Annotated in this window: 12 protein-coding genes; all 12 read right to left on the bottom strand. The window is 36.4% G+C overall.

The window, feature by feature from the left end:
* Nucleotides 1-114 precede the first annotated feature (114 nt).
* The 12 genes from ACKU4N_RS04510 to ACKU4N_RS04455 all read right to left on the bottom strand — a co-directional run bounded on the left by ACKU4N_RS04510 (nucleotide 115) and on the right by ACKU4N_RS04455 (nucleotide 24,116).
* Nucleotides 115-612, bottom strand: a complete 498-nt coding sequence (locus ACKU4N_RS04510; RefSeq protein ID WP_321321009.1) for a PA14 domain-containing protein — start codon at nucleotides 610-612, stop codon at nucleotides 115-117.
* 28 nt (nucleotides 613-640) lie between these two features.
* The gene (locus ACKU4N_RS04505; RefSeq protein WP_321321007.1) at nucleotides 641-3,001 is read right to left on the bottom strand and encodes a GH92 family glycosyl hydrolase; all 2,361 of its coding nucleotides are present in this window, start codon (nucleotides 2,999-3,001) and stop codon (nucleotides 641-643) included.
* Nucleotides 3,002-3,075: 74 nt separating this feature from the next.
* Complete coding sequence (locus ACKU4N_RS04500) at nucleotides 3,076-3,237, bottom strand: hypothetical protein (RefSeq protein WP_321321005.1); 162 nt, start codon at nucleotides 3,235-3,237, stop codon at nucleotides 3,076-3,078.
* Between the two features lie 321 nt (nucleotides 3,238-3,558).
* Complete coding sequence (locus ACKU4N_RS04495; protein ID WP_321321002.1) at nucleotides 3,559-5,637, bottom strand: beta-galactosidase; 2,079 nt, start codon at nucleotides 5,635-5,637, stop codon at nucleotides 3,559-3,561.
* Nucleotides 5,638-5,858: 221 nt separating this feature from the next.
* Complete coding sequence (locus tag ACKU4N_RS04490; protein WP_321321000.1) at nucleotides 5,859-6,944, bottom strand: SGNH/GDSL hydrolase family protein; 1,086 nt, start codon at nucleotides 6,942-6,944, stop codon at nucleotides 5,859-5,861.
* A 20-nt stretch (nucleotides 6,945-6,964) separates the two neighbouring features.
* Entirely contained in the window at nucleotides 6,965-8,362 is a 1,398-nt protein-coding gene (locus ACKU4N_RS04485; protein WP_321320998.1) for a sialate O-acetylesterase, read from the bottom strand.
* A 104-nt stretch (nucleotides 8,363-8,466) separates the two neighbouring features.
* Complete coding sequence (locus tag ACKU4N_RS04480) at nucleotides 8,467-12,564, bottom strand: hybrid sensor histidine kinase/response regulator transcription factor (protein ID WP_321320996.1); 4,098 nt, start codon at nucleotides 12,562-12,564, stop codon at nucleotides 8,467-8,469.
* Between the two features lie 68 nt (nucleotides 12,565-12,632).
* Nucleotides 12,633-14,810, bottom strand: a complete 2,178-nt coding sequence (locus ACKU4N_RS04475) for a beta-glucosidase family protein (RefSeq protein ID WP_321320994.1) — start codon at nucleotides 14,808-14,810, stop codon at nucleotides 12,633-12,635.
* Nucleotides 14,811-14,944: 134 nt separating this feature from the next.
* A complete protein-coding gene (locus ACKU4N_RS04470) occupies nucleotides 14,945-17,359 on the bottom strand; it encodes a glycosyl hydrolase family 95 catalytic domain-containing protein (protein WP_321320992.1) in 2,415 nt (804 codons plus the stop codon).
* 67 nt (nucleotides 17,360-17,426) lie between these two features.
* The gene (locus tag ACKU4N_RS04465; RefSeq protein ID WP_321320990.1) at nucleotides 17,427-20,285 is read right to left on the bottom strand and encodes a TIM-barrel domain-containing protein; all 2,859 of its coding nucleotides are present in this window, start codon (nucleotides 20,283-20,285) and stop codon (nucleotides 17,427-17,429) included.
* 84 nt (nucleotides 20,286-20,369) lie between these two features.
* Complete coding sequence (locus ACKU4N_RS04460) at nucleotides 20,370-22,052, bottom strand: cellulase family glycosylhydrolase (protein WP_321320988.1); 1,683 nt, start codon at nucleotides 22,050-22,052, stop codon at nucleotides 20,370-20,372.
* Between the two features lie 72 nt (nucleotides 22,053-22,124).
* The gene (locus tag ACKU4N_RS04455) at nucleotides 22,125-24,116 is read right to left on the bottom strand and encodes a hypothetical protein (protein WP_321320986.1); all 1,992 of its coding nucleotides are present in this window, start codon (nucleotides 24,114-24,116) and stop codon (nucleotides 22,125-22,127) included.
* Between the last annotated feature and the right edge of the window lie 2 nt (nucleotides 24,117-24,118).

Raw genomic sequence — 24,118 nt, 5'->3', positions numbered from 1 at the left:
GCTTATTATATGGCCAATTAGGAACAATACCATAGGAGCCTGCAGCTCCACTTAATAAAAAAAAAACACTTAACTTAAGTTAAGTGTTTTTTTATTTCTTATTATTTAAAAAAATCAATTTGTCTGATGCATAAAAACGCCCTTAGGTATTATTTGTCTCAACAAGCCAGGACCTTCCCACTCAACTACCAAATCAATATTATCTGAACATTGATAAAACCCCATTTGAATTTTATGAAAGCCCTTAGCTAATTGTAAACTAGTTTGCTGTCCAAAAGCATGTAATTTTCTACCATCACTTTCAAATTGTTCTTCACCATCAATCATTAATTTACATCCGTCGTTTGATGACATATAGAATTTATACTCTCCACTTTGGGGTTTCTGATTTCGTCCTGAAAACTCAATATCACATTGGCTATCTATTACATTCCAAGATCCCTCATCATTGCGCCCCTCAAGAATACAAGAATTCGGATCACGCGACTCTTCATCCCCACCCGAAACGAGAGTATACGTGTTTATCTTACATTTTTTAAAAGCAGTGAATTCCACAGTAAAACACTGCTGTTGAATGTTAAGAATTTTTGAAAAACAATCATTATCTGTCAAACCACTAACATCTTCGCCTACAGGGGAGTCAGAACGATCCGATTGCACCAAACTTTGCAGTAGAATAAGGAATAGAATTATTTGAAAGGCAGCGCTTTTTATTTGGGCGACTACTCATTTTAAATATCAACTCACCACCATTCACTATATCACTGTGATTCACAAAGTTTTTATTCCACTCCTCCCCATTTAACATTACCGATTTAATGTAAATATTTTTAGAGGAGTAGTTTTCTGTTTTAACCGTAAACGTCTTGCCATTTTCTAAAGTAAGAACCGCTTCATCAATAGAAGGTGTTCCTATCACATACTGACCAGAACCAGGACATACAGGATAAAAACCCAAAGATGAAAAAACATACCATGCTGACATTTGCCCACAATCATCATTTCCACACAAGCCATCAGGTTTATTCAGATATTTTGTATTCACTATCTGATTAATCCGCTCTTGGGTTTTCCATGGTCTTCCAGCCCAATTATACATATATGCAACATGATGACTTGGCTCATTTCCGTGAACATATCCTCCCATAATTCCTTCACGGGTGATATCCTCATTATGAGCAAAATATTTGTCCGGAATATGCATGGTAAAAAGCGAATCCAAATGTTCTGAAAATCGCTTCTCACCACCCATTTTACTAACCAAACCACTAACATTCTGGGGAACATACAAAGAATAGTTCCAGGAATTTCCTTCTATAAAGCCAGCTGCATGCGTATCTAATGGATCAAATGGCGAGATCCAATCACCAACTTTATTTTTTGCTCTAACATATCCAGATGTAACATCAAATAAATTTCTCCAGTTTTCTGAACGTTTTAAATATTCCTCTGCCAGATTTTCTTTCTTCATTGATTTTGCAAGCTGTGAAATTGTCCAATCATCATAAGCATACTCTAATGTAATTGAAGCTCCAACCCTACTTGATTCATGAGGAACATATCCATACTCTAAATAATCACCAATACCATCATATTTTTTGTAGTTTGCACTGGCTAAACATGCTTCTAATGCTTTTTCGGGGTTCACTCCCTTTAGACCATTAACCAATGCATCTGCAATAACCGATACTGCATGGTATCCAATCATACACCAATTCTCGTTTCCAAAATGACTCCATATTGGCAATATTTTATGAACACTTTGCTCGTAGTGTGCCAGCATCGAATTGATCATATCAGATGATCTTTTTGGTTGAATCAGAGAAAGTAACGGATGTTGGGCACGATAAGTATCCCACAATGAGAAAACGGTATAGTTCGTAAATCCTTCGGCTTGATGAATGTTGTGATCCAAACCTCTGTATTTTCCATCCACATCCATATATTCTACAGGATTGATGAACGAGTGATACAATGAAGTATAAAAAGTTGTTTTCTTTTCCTGAGAAGCAACTATTTGGATTCTACTTAACTCTTTTTGCCATTTCCCCTTTGTTTCCTGACGTACTTGCTCAAAATTGAAATGAGGAATTTCTGCTCTAAGGTTTTTCAATGCACCTTCAGTACTCACGCCCGAAAGAGCAAATTTCACTTTAATTTTTTCATTCTCCTTTGTAGTGAAATCAAAATTAGCTGTTAAAGCTTTTCCTGCCATTTCCGGAAAATTCTTCGTTTCGTCGAACTTACGCCAAAAACCATTGTAAACAATTTTCTCCTTGTTTTGACAAGCATAACTTTTGACAGGCTTTGAAAAACTCATTGCAAAATACTGATAGTTAGATCTAGCCCAACCGCGAGTAATTCTATAACCTGTTACCAAGGTGTCATTTTCCACTCTAATAGTCGACCAAAGCACCTTGCCATCGTAATTGTAGATCCCATGAGTCAAATCTAAAATTATATGAGACTCATCTGAAGAAGGAAACGTATATTGATGAAAACCTACTCGCTGAGTGGCTGTCAATTCCGCTTTAACCTTGTAATCATCAAGTTCAACCGTATAATATCCAGGTTCTGCTTTTTCTGTTTCTTTCCGAAACATCGAACGATATCCTTTTGATGTATCATCAATCGTACCTGGGTTGTAATTTACTTTTCCTACTGTTGGCATGATTAAAAAATCACCTAAATCTGAATGTCCTGTTCCACTTAAATGAGTATGACTAAACCCTACAATTGACTTGTCTTTATACTGATATCCGGCACAATAACGATACACCTCTTTATTGTACTTTCCTTCATGTATAAATTGCACACTATCAGTATCTGGACTCAACTGAACCATTCCAAAAGGAGCACATGCTCCTGGAAATGTATGCCCCATTTCTTCTGTTCCAATAAATGGATCTACATACTGTGTTACATCATTTTCCTGAGCAATACTTTCAGGCACAATAATCATGAAGTAACATGTGAGAATAGTAAAAGCAATCGATCTCATATATTTGTATTTAATGATTTGATCTTAATTTATTAAAAATCCCTTAACTAAAACATCAAGTAAGTTCTTTATTCTTAATTGTTATCTGAAAAAGAAGGAGGACAAGTCATTTCTGAAGATGCAAAGCCTTTATTCATAACATCTCCCAAAACAAACTCAATAGTTCCTCCATTCATTATATCTGAGTAATTGAACCAACTTTTCATATTCTTGGGTTGCTCCGTATTCTTCAACATCAGCATATACTTTTGAATTTAAATACAATTTGGCAAGAAGCGTTTTCGCTCCCGCTTTTGTAAAATAGCCATAAGTTTCAGAATGTTTTTTAACTGGCAGGTCGTCAATCGTTTCAATAAACTCATAAACTTCTTTACGAGTATTTGTTGCCGGATATGCCGGATCAAAAACCTTTGTTGTATCTACTCTCGCATAAATTTAAAAATTGGTTTGTATAAAAAAACACATAAATAGTTAACAAGTTTAACTATTTATGTGTTTTTTTCAATTCTCAGTCCAAAATGACATTGCAAAAAAGAATTCAATATCTATCACCCAAACTATTTCTCAATACTCCACACAGCAACATCTGCCGGTTTCAGCACCTTATCTCCTATCAGGTAATCTCCATTATAATCTAAAATATACTCTTCGGAAGAATAGTTAACAGCCACCATAAAACCATCGCGATACTGAACAAAAACACCTTCAGGATAATTCTCTACCACGATATTATTTTGCTGATATATATTTTTCAGTAGATTTCGTTCCAAATCCCCATCAACAGATTCTGCTCCAATATACCAAACCTGCCCTTTACCAATTTCATTTTTTAAAATGCAGGCAGTTCCTTTGTAAAATTGATCGGTATAACTAGCTACGACCTCAGTTTTATCTTCCGGTATAATTAAATCTCCCCATGAACTCCATTTGTAATTTTTCCCATCCATTAAAATATTACCTTGTTTCCCGGATGGAAGCATATCAAATGAATAAATCTTTCCTCCAATTAGTTCATTCATAATGCCCGATAAATTATTTTCCCATAAATGAGCATTTTTATCTTTAGCGCCGGTTCTTGGTGAAACAATAAGCTTACCTCCTTTTGAAACGAACTTTTTCCATTTCTGAACCAACGCCTCGTCTACCATTTCGTAAGCAGGAACTATAATAAATTCATAATCATCAAAATCATCTTCCGCTGAAATAAAACTCACCGGAGCACCAAATGAATGCAGTATCTGCTGATAACGCTGCATGTGTTTCCAAGTATCCCATTGATAGGTTTGCTTTTGTCTTTCCAGATTCCAAAGGTTGTCAAACGACCACATGATGGCAGTTTTTCTCTTCTGAACAGCTTCAGGCATTTGAGTATTCTTGCTGTACTTTTTCCTCAATTCATTCACCTCTTTGATCACCTGTACATACTCCTCTCCTCCCTGACTCAAAGTAACACCATCGGTTCGAACCACACCATGATGATATTGCTCGGCACCATAAAGTACTTGTCGGTAACGATAGGTACATGCAAAAGAACTACCTCCTGCAAAACAATGCCACAGCCACATACGAACGGTTCCGGGCTGTAACAATGAATTGTAATTGGCCCAATTTACCTGTCCGGGCTGCAGTTCCATAACTCCTGTAATACCATTTACCGACTTATAATAATCATTGGCATACATTAAAACGGTGTGATCACCTAAACGAAAACCCAAGTCTCCCAGATTATTGCTTCCATAATTGGGATAAGCTGTAAATGAAGCAAAATCAAGTTTTTTACTTCTTCGCGGATCCGTATGATTTCCTTTTGCTACATAGTTTGTAGTGATAAACTGCGATTCATCAATATATTTCCGCAATTCCTCTGCCTGAAAATCTAAAAAAGATGCTTGCGTATCCGCTGTAAAGCGTTTAAAATCCAATAAAGCAATAGGATTTGCACCCCACCAACCTACATTTTGAGCATTATGAATTCTAACTTCTTCAAAAGATGAATACAACTGACTCCAAAATGCCGTTCCCCATGCCTTATTCAGTTCAGTAATATTTGCATACTTATTTTGTAACCATTTCCGAAATGCCAATTGTGCAGACGGACTGTAATCTTCTTTAGCCTCCGGCTCATTGTCAATTTGCCATCCCATTACAGCTTTGTTGTGGGCATAATGTTTGGCCATTGCCGCCACAATCTTCTGTGTATACTCCAAAACAATCGGGTTGGATAATGACATGTTTGCACGGGTGCCATGTTCTTTAGATTGATAATTACCATCTTGTATGTATATTTCGGGATACTTAATTCCGAGCCATACCGGAGGACAAGGCGTAGGTGTTCCCAAAATCACTTTCAGCTTATTTTTATCAGCCAACTCAATTACTTTATCAAGCCAGGTAAAATCATACTTGCCCTCAGATGGTTCCATCTGAGCCCAGGCAAATTCAGACATATGAATAAATTCGAATCCATAACCGGCAATATTCTCAATATCCCTTTCCCATTGATCTTCCGACCATTGCTCAGGATAGTAATACACACCAACAGACATCAAATCCTTTTTAGGAAAAAAATCCTGTGCAGATAAAACACCAATCCAACTGCTGATTAGTAATGCCAATAAGCTAATTTTCTTTGCCATATTTTTTCTTTATTAGATCTTCTCAATTTTGGTGTCCTGCCTAAACCGTAAGCTATTTTTTTCAATGCCTTCTAAAGAGATCAAAAATCGAGTGTTAACAGGATATTTTTTGTAAAGAGAGGTAGTACTAGTTTCCTAACACTACCTCTCAACTGCATTTGGTCCTTAATAATACGCTAATGATATCAATTTAAGTGCAGTTTTTTATATTAGGCTCTAAATCACCATTCAATATTTTCTTCAATGAACTCAATTAATTGGTCAGCCATTACTTGATGTTCCTTAATGTTTGGATGTCCGCCTGAATTTTTAAACGGGAAAAAACAAGAGAATATCTTATCATCCTTTAATTGACTTACTGCTGTTTGTACATATCCAGGCCACTGAGATCCTTTTTGGGTTGCATCCATACTGCCAAGGGTACAGATAATAGACGAATGTGGATACTTACCGCGAATGGAAGTGACGAAATCTTTGTAAGCTGCAATAATAGTTGTTGAATCGGGTGCATCCTTACCAAATCTATTTTTAAACTGCTCATTTTTGGGGATATTTACGATCCATGAATCGTTCTGAAAAAGATTAATTACTACTACATCAGGTGTATATTTGGAAAAATCCCATTTTAAAACTGAGTCATTTGGGTCGATTCGATCATACATTTCGGACATAATCAATGGAAACCAACTAACCAATACTCCGATACCACTTTTAGAAATACAATGGTATTGAGCATTAAAATGTCTTGCTGTAATAGCTGCGTATGATTCATAGTTATTTTGAAAATAACCATACGGACGATCTTTTCCACTAGTATCTTCATTTCCATACGCAGAGGTAATGGAGTTTCCGTAGAACTCTATTTTTCTCTTTTTGGGTGTTTCCGCCGGCAGAAGTTTTGCATCACCGGGTAATTCAAAACCATAAAACAATGTTTTCCCTTTATCCCATTCGGTACGTTTATACAATTGTACTTGATGTATTCCTTCAGATAAGCCTGAGGCTAGTATGTATTTTGTTTTCAGTGTATCGGTATGCAATTTCGAAATCACCTTACGATCAACAATCACATTGTAATAATTTGCCGTATCCAAATCCTGCAAAGTAGCTGAAATACTGCTTCCCTTAAATTGGATACTTACCGAAGAACCCGACCATGAAAGCTCCGCAGCATCAGGTCGAAACATAATTCGGCCTTCGTAAGTTAAATTTGGCTGATCGAATGCAATATCCTGATTTTGAACATTACAAAATCCAAAAACAAACACGCAGGACAATAAAATGATATTCTTTACTATAGTTCTCATTTATAAAAATTATATGGTTTTCAAAAATCAATTGTAGTAAAACAGGAAGCCGGTAAATTATCCTTGTTAAAAAGTTTTGGTGTGGCTGAATTGGCCCAGGCAAATCTCACATTAACGGGATTCCTAACTTCCTCTGATTTCACAAGTACTTTGTCGTTTTTAATAAAAGCCTGAGCAGAAAACCAGATTCCATCCTCTCCTGCTAATTCAAAATAGGGCAAATCAGCTTTCTCACAATGCAATCCTTCTGCACAATCAAAAATTACTTCGACTTCTGATCCTTTAATCAAAAAAGTCTTAAAAAGCGGTCCTGATGCTGGAAAATCACTCAACTTATAGGTTTTATTAAGTGCCAGATGTGCAAACCGCTTCCCTGCGTCAATTTTATTACGTGGATGAATATCAAGAGGATCACCAATATCACTCATTACAACCATTCCCGAATTTGGAATAGATTCTAAAGCACGGCGTTGAGCTTCGCGGACTTTTACTCCTGCATCTTTAGCATAGTGAGTAAAAGGAGCTATTTGTGCATAATAAAAAGCAAGATCAGTTTTAAAACCTTTCCTCCAACTTCTCACTAAAGTCTCAAGGGTTTTGGTATATGTTGCTGAATTATCGACATTAGCTTCTCCCTGATACCACAAAACTCCTTTCATTGGGAAAGGCATAATCGGTGCTATCATTGCATTGTAAACACAACCAGGCATATTGGGTGCCCAAGGAAAATAAGGTACCTTTTGAGCAGATTCTGTTAACTCATTCGAAGCCAAAATTTCTTGCTCCGGAACCCATGTTTCAATTGGCGTTCCACCCCAATTAGAGCTGATTAATCCAACAGGAATCTTAAGTTCTTTATTCAGTTCCTTTCCAAAAAAATAACCTATAGCACTAAAATCATTCATGTTTTCGGGCGTACATTTCATCCACTGACCTGAAACATCAATACATTTAGTTGGTGATGTTTTAAGCGTTACTGAAAAAAAACGAATTTCATTATTGTCAGCATTTTCAACCTCTTCTCCTATATTATTAATTCCAAAGCTGGTTTTCCATTCCATATTCGACTGCCCCGAAAGCAACCACACCTCACCCATTAATATATCATCGATAACAACAGAATTGTATCCTTCTATATTTATTGAATAAGGACCTCCTGCTTCAGGAGTTTTTATGGTTACCGACCATTTTGCATTATTATTGGTTACAGTATTTAGGGTATCATTATCCCATGAGGTAGTAACTCTAATTTTTTCCATCGGTTTGCCCCAACCCCATAGTTTCACCTCTGAATTTTGCTGCATCACCATGTGCTTGCCAAAAATAGCAGGCAATGAAACATTGGAATAAGCAGGCCTAGGAATTAAATAAAAAAGCATAAGCACAAGGCTTACTTTAACTAAAAATTTTGAATTCATAACTCCATTTTAATTTAAAGGCTAAAATAATTACAAACTCAATATTTTCACATATCAAATGTTTCCAAAAGGGTAACTAAATGTTAATCCCGCATCAAGGGCAATTATTCTCCATCTTGCTTATGTCTTTTTACATAGGCCGTTGGCAAAATACCATACTCTTCTTTAAAATACTTACTGAAATAACGTGGGCTGTTAAATCCTACTTCGTATGCAATTTCAGCAATATTCATCTGGCTTTTTTCCAGAAGTTGAATTCCTCTTTTTAATCTGATAATTCTAATAAACTCAATAGGAGATTTACCCGTTATCGAAACTAATTTTTTATACAGGTAAACACGACTCATCCCCAACTCCTTGCTTAAGTCTTCAACTGAAAAACCAGCTTCTGAAATATTTTTCTCAACTATTGCAACGGCTTTTTTAATCAATTTTTCATCCATAGAAGTAATCTGAACTTCGCTTGGACTAATATCAACCGTTTTTTGAAACTGTTTTTGGAACTGACTTCTTTTCTCAAGCAATTTACGAACCCGCAAAAGGAGTAAATCCATATTAAAGGGTTTAGTTATGTAATCATCAGCACCAATTTCCAGCCCTTTAATTTTATCTTCATCAGCTGTTCGTGCGGTTAAAAGTATAAACGGGATGTGAGATGTCCGGATATCTTTACGAAGCATTGTACACAATTCAAGGCCATCAACTTTTGGCATCATCACATCGCTAATAATTAAATCGGGATGTACCTTATGAACTGTATCGTACCCCTTCTGACCATCCTGAGCCTCGTAGATCTTAAACTGTTCCTGCAGTGCTTCTTTCATAAACGATCTGAAATCAATATTATCTTCAACCAATAAAATAATCGGCTTTTTGATTTTCTCACTACTTTCAGATTCTTGTTCAGGCCTAACAAAATCATCTTCTACTCTTTCCAGATCTTCATTATCTATTATAACGGTTTTATCAATTGGCAAACTCACTTTAAATTTGGCCCCTTTACCCCGCTCGCTTTCCACCTCAATAATACCATTGTGCAGTTGAATCATCTCACGGGCAAGATTCAATCCAATTCCACTTCCAGACAGTCCCAATTTCTTATTATTTTCGGATTGATAAAAACGCACAAATATTTTGTCGATATCCTCTTCATCTATTCCAACACCATTATCCTGAATAATAATATTAACAATTCCATCTTCATCTTTTACTTCCAACTTTAATTTTACATTCCCTTTTTCATGAGTGAATTTTAAAGCATTGGATAATAGGTTCATCATTACCTTCTCCAGTTTTTCTTTATCGAAATTGAAGATAAAATGTTCTGTTGAATGCTCAAATATGAATTTGATACGCTTCTTGTTAAAGGCATCCTCAAAATTATGAGTCACTTCGTTTAAAAAAGCAACAATATCAACGTAAGATGGATTGTATCTCAATCCATGCAACTCCAACTTACGAAAATCCAGTAACTGGTTTACCAGATTAAGCAGTTGCCTGGCATTTCTCTCAATGGTATCAAGCAATTTTTTTTCCGATTCGGATCTGGTTTGCTTTAACAATTTATCCAAAGGGGCTAAAATCAGCGTTAATGGCGTACGAAATTCATGACTGACATTCGTTAAAAACCTCAGTTTCATTTCATCCATATCATGATTGCGTTTCGCTTGCAGGCGCCCTTGCTCAACATCAAATTTCAGACGCTCTTTACGAAGCATCGAATATCTGAAATACCCCAAGATACCAACACCTAATAAAATATAAATTAAGTAGGCAAATGGTGTTGCATATAAAGGAGGAAGCACAATAATATGCAATTGGGCATAATCCTCATTCCAAATTCCATCGTTATTGGATGCCTTAACTTTAAAATAATAATCTCCCGGATTAAGATTGGTGTAGGTTACCCGATTTCGATTTGCATCCAACGACACCCAATCATCATCGAATCCCTCCAATTTATATTGATATTTAATTTTACTCGGAATAAAAAAGTTAAGTGCCGTAAATTCGATGGAAAAAACATTCATCGAGTACTTTAGCTCAATAGATTTAGCAGAGGTAATCGATTCTTTAAGAACAATTTTGTTATTAATCGGGGTATTGGGCTTGATGCTTTTATTAAAAATTTGAAAGTCGGTAAATACTACTTTTGGTGAAATCTGATTGTATCTGATATTTTTGGATTGAAACATATTAAACCCGTTGCTCCCGCCAAAAATTAATTCATTTTTAGAAGTTTTGTATGCAGCTTGTGTGTTAAATTCTTTTCCCTGCAAGCCATCCTCTTCTGTATAATCAAAAATAGAAAATGAATATTCTTCGCCCGGTAAAGTCTGATTAACTACTATTTGACTTAAACCACTTGATTTGCTTACCCAGATAGATTGAAACTCATCTTCTAAAATACAACTAATAAAATCTTCTGATAAGCCATCTGACACAGTAAAACTTTTAACAAAATCTGTGTTGGGATTAACCACAATCAAACCTTCACGGGAAGCAATCCAAAGCAAACCGCGGGTATCTTCATAAACTGCATTAACTGTTTTATTACTAATGGCCAGTGGCGTTGATCTTGCAAGCAATGGATGATACTTGTAACGTTGTTCTTTAAGGTCATAAAACAGGACACCTCTCTCCGTTGCAATAAAGAAATTACCATTATTTAATTTGTAAATCTGTTTAACAAATTTTGTTGGTAAATTTACATTCCCTTTATTCGGAACAGGTTTAAAAATCTTATTGATCCGATCGAATATTACAATTCCTCCTCCAAGGGTACCAACCCATATATTTTGTTGATTATCTTCATTGATTGACCATATATTGTTGCTTGTGAGACCATTATTTTTATTTGGTGAATATTGATACCTTTTAAATGTTTTTCCATTAAAACGATTTAGTCCTCCCGTATATGTTCCAACCCACAGTTCTTTTTCACTATCAATAAATAAGCTCACAACAACATTACCACTTAAAGAATTAGGCTTGTCTTCTTCATATTGATATTTTGTAAAAGTATTTGCATGACGATTAAAATAAATAAGTCCGCCTCCGTTTGTTCCTATCCATAAATTCCCTTTTTCATCTTCCACGAAACAGTTTACATCATTATACGGCAGGCTTGATGGGTCGGACAATAAATGTCTGTAATGAGGAAATTTGTGAATACTCTCATGATAATAACTTAGCCCATTTTTAAATGTCCCAATCCAAATTATGTTATTATCATCAATGTATAAATCAGTAATTGAATTCTGAGCTATACTTTTATCGTTATCGGATTGATGGTATATTTGGGTTACTTCTCCGGAAAACTTATTAATCACATCAATACCTCCATGGTCAGTCCCAACCCAAATCAGCCCCTTATCATCTTGTATAACTCTTTTTACGATATTACTTGTTAAGCGTATTTTATTTGAATGAACCGTGTAATGATTCCACTTCTCATTTACTATTTGGTATTGATACAGCCCATCGTTATTTCCATACAACCAAATATCATTCTCTGCATCAATTAAAAGAGCTGTACTTAAGCTATCTGCACCCAGTTTTCCTGATAAGTGATCATTTCTGAATTTGAGATTGTAATTCTCTCCATCGTAACATTCGATAATTCCATTGCTTAAAAGGTAATAATAATCTCCGTTGGCCTGTTGAAAATTCACAACACAACATTCTTCTTTTTCATGCACAGGAAAAACGCTTATCAATTTACCCGTAACAGAGTCAACCCGCTGATAATAATTCTGATTATATGGCTTAATCCATTTCTGTTTATTCTTATCAATGTATAAAACCTCTATATTTTGCGATGAACTTTTTTCTCCAATGAATAATGATAAATCCCTATAAAACTTTTCCTTATTTATATCAAAAACAACATAACCCTGCAAAGTACCAATCCACAAATTCCCATCAGCATCTTCCTGTATGTTCTCAATGTAATTATCTGCTATTGTTGTTGTATCTTTTGTTGTATGTGTGTAATTAACAAACTGAAAACCATCAAATCTACTTAATCCAGCTCTTGTTCCAATCCAAATAAAGCCTCTTGTATCCTTATAAGTACAATTAACATGGTTGTTAATTAATCCATCAACATTATCAACTTTGAGAAAAGAATATTGCCTCTCAGCCTGAATTGAGAAACTTGATAAAACAAAAAGCAGGATTATGCCAATCAATCTATACATAAATAAGTCTTGTGAATTTATTTCAAAGTTAAAATACAAAAGGGATGGCAAACCCCATCCCCAACTCTCTATTTTATGTTTATTTTCTGCTTTTGAATAATAGTATCGGAGGAAGTACCAATATAAATAATATACGTGCCTTTTTCCAAGTTCCAATCAGATATTGATTCATCGTAAAATGCCAAATCATCAACAGAAATTTCAATCTCTACCTGTTGTTTTTCTCCATAATCTAAATAAACCTTCTTGAAACCTTTAAGTTCTTTTAGAGCCCGCTCTACTTTTGATTTTGGCTTGCCAATATAAATCTGAACAACTTCTGCTCCTTTTACTTCGCCTGTATTTGCCAACAAACAATTAACTTTTATCTTATCACCTTTAGAGTAAATCTGCTTATCTGTTGTTAAATCAGAAATCTTAAAACCTGTATAAGATAACCCGTAACCAAAGGCAAACAAAGGTTTAATCTTTTTTGTGTCGTGCCAACGATATCCAACTAAAATATCTTCTTTGTAGTACTGATTGATACTATCACCCGGGTATGAAAGTTCACCAAAATAATGAGCTGCATTATCTTTTAGTTGAACTGGATATGAGAAGGGAAGTTTTCCGGAAGGATTCACATCACCCGAAATTACATCAGCTAATGCATTACCTGCCTCACTTCCATTGTACCATGATTGTATTAATCCATTTACATGAGTAAGCCAAGGCATTTCGACAGCATTGCCACTCACCAAAACAACACCCAGATTGCTATTTACTTTTAACAATTTATCAATCAACTCATTTTGTCCAAATGGCAACTCGAAATGCTTGCGGTCACCCCCCTCACAATCCTGAAAATGATTTTTATTCAGTCCTCCAATAAATAAAACAACATCCGCTTTTGAAGCTACATTAACTGCAGCTTTTACCAACGAATCGGCATTCAATTCAGAAGGTATTTCGCGTCCATAAGCTGATGGTCCGGAAGCATAACCCATGGAATGAAGAATAGTCGCATTTTTGAAGCGGTTTTTAATGCCTTCCAGTGGTGATATTTCATATTTTGCTTTCAATTCTGATGAACCGCCACCAACAGTCATAGAACGGGTAGCATTTTCACCAATTACTGCAATCTTAATATTCGTGTCTGGATTAATGGGGAAAAAATCATTCTTGTTTTTTAATAATACAATACCATCTGCGGCAACTTTTCGTGCTGCCTGAGCATGCTCAACATTATTCATCCGGCCAAGAGAACGATTTAAGTTCATATTGGTTCTGTGCATCAATCTCAAAATCCGTCTAACTTTATCATCAACAACCGATTCGTCTATTTCTCCATCCTGAATCATTTTCAAAAATGGATCAGCCAAAAAATAGTTGCCGTAAGCAAATTTAGCCGACGAAGTCAAACCATTTGTCCAAGTGCCCATTTCAATATCCAATCCATTAAAAGCAGCTTGTTTGGTATCATGAGTCCCTCCCCAGTCCGTAATTACAGCTCCATCGAAATTCCATTCTCCTTTCAATATTTTATTAAGCAACAAATCGCTATGACAGCAATGCTCACCCCGAACCTGATTATAAGCTCCCATTATTGACCAAACATTGCCCTCTTTTACTGCTGCTTTAAAAGCGGGCAGATAAATCTCATAAAGAGCCCTATCGCTAAGGTTTACATTGATATGTCCGCGCCATTCTTCCTGATTATTTAGTGCATAATGCTTAACGCATGCTGCAACGCCATTCTCCTGAACTCCTTTTATGTAAGGAACAACCATAACCGATGCCAAATAAGGATCTTCTCCCATGTATTCGAAGTTACGTCCATTAAGTGGTGTCCGGTAAATATTAACGCCAGGTCCCAATAAAACATCCTTTTTTCTAAATCGTGCCTCCTCTCCAATGGCTACACCATATTCATGCGAAAGTTCAGGATTAAATGTTGCCGCCAAACAAGTTAATGCAGGAAATGCAGTTATCGAATCGTTTGTCCAATTAGCATAGCCCCAATCATCCCAGTTTATTTCACCTCTAACTCCATGAGGTCCGTCAGACATCCACAACTCTGGAATACCCAAACGAGGAATACCCGGAGAACTAAATTTTGATTGCGCATGACACATCGCCACTTTCTCTTTTAGTGTCAGTTGATTGATTATTTCATCAATTTGCTTTTCTGTTTTTGCATCACTTTGTGCATTTACATTGGTCATCACTCCAAGTGTTAATCCTATATATATAAATATTTTTTTCATGTGTATATAATTTTATTCAATTGCCATATAGCCTGTCCCGAACTGGTTCCGGAAGAACTTACTTTGATTAAACAACAATGCTCGTAGGCAGGTTGATAATTATTTAATCATGGACGTTTCATATCTATTTCTTCTTACAAACAAAAAATTTCAATATTAACCATCTTCTCATTTTCTAAATAAAGCGTCAATTTACCTTCTTTTACTTTATATTTTGCACCATTTACACTAAAATTCTTCAATTTAATACCATTTCCAATTTCCAATGTTACCTCCTGTTCGTTTTGTGATGACAATTGGATTTGAACCTTTCGATCATTCCACTTAATGCGGTTTATTTTAATGTTTCCCCGTGCCAAAGCACCAGTTATCTCTCCTTTTTTCCAATCATCAGGCAAAGCAGGAAAAACGGCAATACATCCAGGCCGACTAGTCACAATCATGCGTGTGATTAATGAAGGAAAACCTCCACTAATATCCATATTAAAGAGATTACCCGGATTGTGTGTCGTTGCCATTCCATTTGTCCAGTAAAAACGTGATAAATATTCCAGAATATCGGATGCTGTTGCTTTATCCTGCATATTTACAGCCGCAAAACCAAGATGACACATTCCAAAAGCCATTTCCCCACCTTGGTGTTGCTTTCTAATTTTCATGCGTTCATTAATCGTTTTTTTTGCTGCTCTTTGCAAAGCATCAGACACCAATATATCCTTATCAGGCACTTCGTATAATCCATATAAATGAGAAGCATGACGATGAGCCTGATTGTCGGTTAATCCATCCCAAAGCCATTCACGTAAAACACCATCCTTACTTATTTGATAACCAGGCAGATGACTTAGAAAATTTTCTTTCTGTAAGATCTCTTTCCGACTAAGGCCCAAAACCTTAGCTGCAGCTATCCAATTACGGGTTAGCTCCTTGATGATCATGACATCCATAGTTGCATTGATACAATTCTGCCAACGATGCTCCAATGGATTATTTTCAGGCGAATAAGAGGGTACTACTATGTATTTACCATCATCTCCCATTGTTAAAAAATCTTCCCAAAATAGTAATGCTTCATTCATAAAAGGAAAAGCTCTCTTTCTCAGAAACTCTTTGTTTTTTGTGTACAAATAATAATCGTAAAAATAAGACGCTGTCCAACCGGCACCACCATTCCAATATTCCATGCACCATGTTTCATCGTAATGATTATTGAAACCATGCGTACTGGTATGAGTGGCAACATGAATACCTCTTGCCCCATAAAATTGTTTGGCATTTATCCGGTAATCATCCATTAAGCGCTCATGATAATCAAAATAAGCCATCATCAATTCAGGCATATTTCCATTAAGTAGGTTTGAAACAGCAACTTCTACATTGCCGTCATGAGTAAAATCACCCGACCATGGCGGTGTCCATGTTCCACTCCAGATTCCTTGCAGGTTTGGTGGATTCGTTCCCGTAGAGCATAGAATATTGTAACGTGCAGCTTCAAATTGACGCTGCAAAATCCCTGTGCTGGTGCCACCTCTCACTCTTGAAACCAATGTTTCGGAAGTCATTTCTTTTTCTTCTTCCGAAACGTTCAACTTTAAAGAAACTCTATCGTACAATTCGCCATGACTGTTTATTTGCTGGTTCAGCAAAGCATTATAGTCATTACCAGCATTGTTCAATCTGTTTTGAATGGCTAACAATGATTCTTCGTTGGTTCCTTTATAAGGTTCGATGCAAGTAAGAATAATTACTTCCTGCGCATTTTCAATTTTATAACAACACTTACTTTTTGAAACCTTGCCACCTTTGTTTATCACTTTTAAAAGACCATCATAACCATCAGGAGAATGCGAATGCGGCTTACCATATTCAACATGATAGTGCATCAAATCACTATCAATAATAGTTTCCGATTTCTTAATCAGTGAATTAATTAAATCATTTTGCTCCCATGAGTGCGGATGTTGATGCAACGAAATTTTAGCACTTACTGGCCCTGTTCCTTTTATCTGAGTTACAACGACACCATCTGCCCGTGAGACAAAGGTTTTTCGACAAAAAGTTCCCTTTTGATCAGTCCATTCAACTATGGCTTCAGCTGTTTTGTAATTCACCATTCGCCGGTAACTATTTACGTTTGACGCTGGCATATCAATAGTTAAGTTAGCTGCAGGCACATAAGAATCTGTCCATTTTTTATCACCATAGCCGGTATCTTTCCAAATTTTCACACCCAATTCGGCCACCTCCTGATATTTCCCTTCAAAAGATAACTTCTTAATTGTGTCCAAATAAGGAGTCATATCCGGAGGTATTAAAGGAACTTCATTGGGCAAATACAACAATGCATGATTGAGAATAATTGTTTCTTCAAACGGATTCCCCATCACCATAGCTCCCATAGTTCCATTACCCGACAGTAAAGCATCTTCCCATTTGGCTGCAGGCAGCCAACTTACGAATCCTTTTTCAGGCACACTTTCCTGTTGTGCGTAAGTTGACAAGCGAATTAACATTGCCAACAGTAAAAAAAATATTGCCTTGATATTCATAATACATATCTTAAAAAATCCCGGCAAACATCTGTCTGCCGGGATCATATTGCTTCCCGTGAGTTAACTATTTCAATTCAATTTGCATTGCGTTTCCATTGTACTTAACTTCTTTGCCTTTAAAATTATCAAAATTAAAATCTACTTTATTTGTTTCAGAGGCAAACACAATAGTAAATATTCGTTCCTGTGGCATTCCTTCAAACTCACCTTTCCGCTCTCCAATAGTCAGTTTTTGATCATTTTCGGACCAATTGATTGAAATTGTACTAAACTTGCCTTTTTCGTAATTAAAATTCAGACCTTCATCTTCGTATAGCTCAAATTCTGTATCTTCACCAGTATAAACAACCAATTTTATTGGCGCATTTAACTTTTGACTGGTGTACTCAATCTCTGGGCCTACAGGTAAAATTGATCCTGCCTTAACGAACATTGGCATTCGATCGTAAGGAGCATCGGCGGTGATTGTTTGTCCTCCCTGAACAAAATTTCCATTATAAGCATTGTACCATCCATTGCTTTCAGGCAGATAAACAGAACGGTTACGAGCACCATATTCATATACCGGGCAAACCATTAAAGATGGGCCAAACATATACTGATCATCGATATTATTCACTTTTGAATCCTTCGCAAAATCCATTACCAAAGCACGCATAATCGTGTAATCATCAAAATATACGTGTCCTGCCAAGGAATAGATATATGGCATTAATCGATATCTTAACTTGCTATAATACAGAATGCTCTGATAAGCTTTATGCGATTCCGGTGCAATATTGTAAACTTCCCGGTATGGATACTGCCCATGCGCACGGAACAAAGGAACAAATGCTCCAAACTGATACCAACGGGTGTTTAATTCACGCCATTCTTTTAAATCTTCACTTCCTTCTTTAGCCGTTTCGTAACGTTTTTCAACACAAAAGCCACCAATATCCATCGTCCAATATGGAATACCTGATATGGCAAAATTCATTCCTGCTGTAATCTGTGCTTTCATATCTTCCCATCGTGTTCCAATATCACCACTCCAGGTTGCAGTACTATACCTTTGCAATCCAGCAAAACCTGAACGTGTTAATAAAAATACACGTTTGTTTGGATCAGCACTACGCTGCCCGTTATAGATGGCCTTTGCATTCATTAGCGCATAGGTGTTAAAAAACTCAGTTGATGAACCGATTGCAGTTGGTGTCATTAATTCCTTACGATATTCCATGCTTGAATTAGACACAATATCCGGTTCCGAAGCATCCATCCACCATGCATCCATTCCTATTGAATAAATGCTTTTATTCAACTGATCCCAAAACAATTGACGTGCACCTTTACAATACGGATCATAAAATGAGCCAATATAATCTTCCGAAATCCAATCTCCAATACTATCTTTTACAGCTTGTTGATACATATAACCTTTTGCATCTAACGCTTTATAATTATCTGTGTTAATATAGAATTTTGGCCATACAGAAATCATCGCACGTCCATTCATCGCATGAATATCATCCATCATTTTTTTCGGATCAGGAAAACGTGAAGCATCAAATTTATGACTTCCCCACTGATCCTCTTCCCAATACGACCAGTCGATCACAATATTATCGATAGGAATTTTACGTTTCCGAAATTCGGCTAAAGTACCTACTACTTCTTTCTGGGTTTTATAGCGTTCGCGGCTTTGCCAAAAACCATATGCCCAACGAGGCAAAATAGTTGCTTTCCCAGTTAATTGACGGTATCCGCTAATCACCTTGTCCATATTATCGCCATGAATAAAGTAATAATCAAGCTCTTGTCCCATTTCTGACCAAAGAGCCAATTTACTTTGTTCTTCTGCCGGGCGGGGACTTAATGCTTTCAAACTGACATAAGAAATACCACCATCCGGTTTCCAATCCAATTTAATCGGAACACGTTCCCCTTTTTTGAGCTCAACAGTGAACTTATAAGTGTTCGGATTCCAGGCTGTTCTCCACCTCTCTGCAACAACTTCTTTACCACCAATCGAAACACGGGTATATCCGGCATAATACAATTTAAAATGATAAATACCTGATTCCTTGGCTTCAATCTCTCCTTCCCAAACAATTTTAGAATGACTAAAAGGGAAATCTTCAGGAAACTTCTTAACTGTTTTCAAATTCTCGTAATCGATATCTGATTCATCCCTTTTTGTAAATTCCTCACCCTTTCCTGTTGTATAAGTGGCAGTTAAAGCACCTTCAATCCCATCCTTACTGTACAGTTTAAACTGTGACAATTGACCGTAATCATCAGGATTACCAAAACGTGTTAGAGAATAATTGTCCCACAAAATACCGTAGTTCTTATTTGAAACTACAAATGGAACAGAAACCTTAGTATTGTATTGATACAATTCTTCGTTTTTTCCTTTGTAATTCCATTCATCACTTTGGTGTTGTCCTAAACCATAAAAAGCCTCATCATCAGGTGAATCAAAAACCTGTTGAAAAGAATATCCTTTAAATCCATCGGCTTCAATCGGCGTAAATCCTTTGGATTCTCCTTCTGCTTCTTTCAACAATTGTTGTCCATTTAAATCATAAAATGACACTTCTCCTGAAGAAAGAGATACTTTTGCTTTTATACTTGAAGTAGACAGTGTTATATATTCTGAATTTTCATCAATTGAATAATCAGCGGCTTTTGGCTGAGGCAATACAACCAGACTCTCCCTTGTAGGAAATGATTTTTCAGGAGTAGAACTTACCCGAATAATTTCGTCAGTAACGACCTCCAATTTCACCAGTGCCGCATCTGTTTTTTCCTTTTTATTAAGAGAAACAACTACCCCATTCTCCAACTTTTCATATTTTGGCTGCGAACAAGAAGCAAGAGCACCCAATATTCCCAGACCTGCACAAAATATAGTTAATTTCTTTTTTTTCAAAAACATAAAATTTTATTTTAAATCACTAACAACCAATCACATCAAACAAAAACAAACTGAAATAAGTCGTTTCTAAACCTTTAAATATTTTTAATTTGTTGCACCTTCAATAATCGCATCAATCGCATCGGAATGAACCTCATTCCCGATACTTCTATCGAATAAACCAAAACTATTATTACCGGTACCACCATTATCCCATATAAAAGGAATCATGCCATTTGCTTTTGCAGAATGGGTAACTGTTTTTAAATAATAATTCCTCGATTCAATATGAGTAGTTAATGCATCACCAGTCAAATCAGCCCTTAACATGGCTCCGTACTCACCTAAAATTACAGGAATACCTTTATCCGAATAGTTGTTTTTCATGGCTCCAAATTGTTCATTTAAATAGTCTTCCTGTCCGTAACTGGAAACATCTGTATATCCACTTCCCCATTGGGTTTTGAAACCGCTTTCCTCCTGTCCGCAAAAATCCCAAGGATCATAATAGTGTACTTCAAGCATTAACCGATCTGCAACTTCATCGGTTGGCATTTCATGAAAATTGACACCATGTGCAATGTTTGTATTGTAGGTTTGAACCACCAGGTTTCGGTAGGCATTCTTTCCTCCTGTAGATCGTACAGCATTTACAAAGGTTTGATTAAAGGATTGCTGAACAGTGTAATTCTCCTCTGAAGGAGTTCTATAATCCGCATGAACTTCATTGGTTCCTGCAAACAACAAATGTTCATCATAGTCCCTAAAATACACCGCTATTTGCTGCCAAAGGGCATATTGCTCTTTATTTACTTCGTCTTGTTTATCGTAAGTTGGGTTGTTCTCCAACCATCCACCATCCCAATGAATGTTTAAGATGGCATACATTTCATTTTCGTAACAATAATCAACCACTTCTTTTACTCTGGCAAACCAGGTATCAGACACCTTATAAGCTTCTCTATCTGTAATATAAGCATCCCATGCACATGGAATACGAATCGCATTAAACCCAGCAGCTTTAACGCCGTCTATTAATTGTTTGGAAACAACCGGATTTCCCCAACCTGTTTCTCCTCCGGGTACTTCCATAGAGTTCCCAATATTCCATCCTGCTATCATTTTCCCAGCCAAAGTCACTGCATTACTTTCAACACCAGTTTCATCTGCAGGAATGTTCAAATCGATTCCACTTTGATTGATTGTGGCTATTTCTGTAAGATCATCTAAAGTAAATTTGATACTGCCTTCCCGTGCTATAAAAGATTCGTTTGCACTAATTATAAAAGTTTGAGATCCTTCGGCTACACTTTTTAATTCTTTCTTTGCAATCCAAGCTCCGTCAACAGCAATTTCTACCTTTCCGGATGTTTGAAATTCTATGCTTATTTCCTGAGCATCGGAATTAAGTTCAAATGCACTTTTTGTCAGTAACAATAAATATTCGGGAGCTTGCACAACAGGTATTTCCTTAGTGAGATCACCAGCTCTTACAGTAAGGCTTGCTGCTCTTTCATCGGTGTTGTTATTTGCACTAACAAGTACTTCTATTGCGTTAGTTCCTGTTTTTCCGGAATTTGGAGTTACAGTACACCATGATTCTGAACTTTCGATCGTCCAATCCACATTACTTTTAACATGAATGGTTTTTGTTTCCCCGGCTTTTGCGATATCCAGCTTATCAACAGAAACTACCAATTCCGGATTTATGCTGGTTTCGTCATTTGAACATCCTCCAAAAACCATCAACCCAATCAAAAAGGAGATTAATATATGGTGCAATTTCATTGTTTGTAATTTTGATTATAGAATGATCCCGCCCGCAATGGGGCGGGATAAAATATCTATTATAGTTCTAATTTATTGAAGAGGTACAAAAACATAAGTCATTTGAAAAGCATCCTCACCAGAGCGATCAGGATCTCGCAAAGCTTGTAACAACATAGCTTCTCCATCAATACGGTAAATTGTAAGATCTCCCCAATCCAAGACCATATAATCACAGGTCCATGGGTGAACAACTCCAACAGACATACTTAATTTATTATTATCCAAATCAAGTGTCCAAGTGCCGTTTAAATTTACAATATCATCCGTATCCAGAATATCTCCATCTTCAGGAGAACCATTACGAACAAGAGTTTCACCAGATGTTTCATCAACATACGTGTAGATTCTGCGATGTTGACTAACAGATACTGTACCGTCTAATTCAAATTTCATACTACCATAGTCAATATCAGCTTCACCTGCAGCATAATGTTGACCTGGAAGAGGATTATAAGCCCAAGTAGAATAATCTGAAAAAATAACAGGACCTTGTTCAGCTCCCCAGCTAGTAGTTTTATCATAGCTGCGCCCAGAATCAACTTTCCATGTACTTCCACAAATAATATTCTTAAGAGCTTCTTCTGGATTCTCTTCTCCACCAGAGCTAGTTGGTTTTAAATGCAATGCTAAATATTCATCCTTATCAGCTGATCTCATGCCCAACCATATAGCTTCAATGTTACCTAATGCATCCTTTTCCGAAACAATAACTCTTAAAGTATTCGTCAGATTTTCAGCTTCGCTTGTACCAAAAGATAACCAACCTCCAACATCTGAAAATACACTCAAAGGTTGACCAAAATCTATATTGTTAGAATCATCAATTGTATAATTACCAACCACAGTGCCTTCTGCAGTTACTAATTCATAATTTCCATCCTTATCCCCTTGCTTAGTTAAGGATAAGTTTATGGATTCAAAAATAACCTGGTCATATGGAGGTGTCCATGTTGTAAAAGTGAATCCCTCTGGATCACTTCCGTAAGTAGCAACCTCACTTAGTGCACTGCCATCTAATCCAAACCAATTGTATGGGTAATCCATATCAACTGTCCATGTTTTTGAAACAGTAACTGTCGTTGTTAAATCATTATTAGCATCACCATCATAAGGTGGTTCAGGATCAGGAACATCATCCGGCACATAATTTTCAGCATATTCATCAGAAACAAAATTCCAGGCATATAAATAATCTCCTTCATCATTTGTTCTTCTAACGCCAACCATCAATTGATTTTCTGTTAGTTCTAAAATAACCAAATTCTGATTCCAGTTAGTTGCATTAGCAATAAAGTTGTTAGAACGAAGAATGGTGGCATCTGTAGTGGTTATAGTATGATTATCTACATCCAGTGAAAAAGTTCCTACCTCATCCACTCCTTCGGTAACTTTATGAGTAGTCATCACAGCACCGTCAATCAGACTAAAAGTCATTCTACTGTCTTTATCAGCTTCTTCTATAATCCATTCGTTACCAACCCATGCAGGAGCCCAACCGATTGAAGCAGTACCCGCTTGCCATTCATTCCAGGTTGTTTGAGGTGCGCAATAAGTCAAAGGTCCTGAAGCAAGGCCATAAGAACCATAATCCAGTCGCCACGTTTTTTCATGTCCAACACCACCAGTTAAATTAGTCCACAACTTATGATCAACGAATCCCGAATAAAATTCATCAATTACAAACTCTGCTGAATCAGCGGCGAATACGACCCCTCCTCTTGTATTCACGCCAAAAAGAACCTTGTAAACACCTGGAAATGCAATCTTTAATGTATCCTTTTGTCCTTGACTTCTGCCCTGAGGATGATTCCAAAGAGGTGTGTATTTAGATTCCATTAAACTTGTTAGATAAACGATATTTGGATTTTCAGTGTCATGTGTTATCGTATAGGCTATACCCTCCACCAAATCTTCTGATTTGACATCAATTTTTTCGAGATCGTATTTATCTGGTGTACAACTTGTATACACTATAGCTGATAGAACCAGAAATATTAATAAATTATATAGTTTTTTCATCATAT

This window comes from Labilibaculum sp. (assembly GCF_963664555.1).
Classification (GTDB): Bacteria; Bacteroidota; Bacteroidia; order Bacteroidales; family Marinifilaceae; genus Labilibaculum.
The sequence above is the reverse complement of the archived record's forward strand: the minus strand, read 5'-3'. Positions and strand labels throughout refer to the sequence as shown.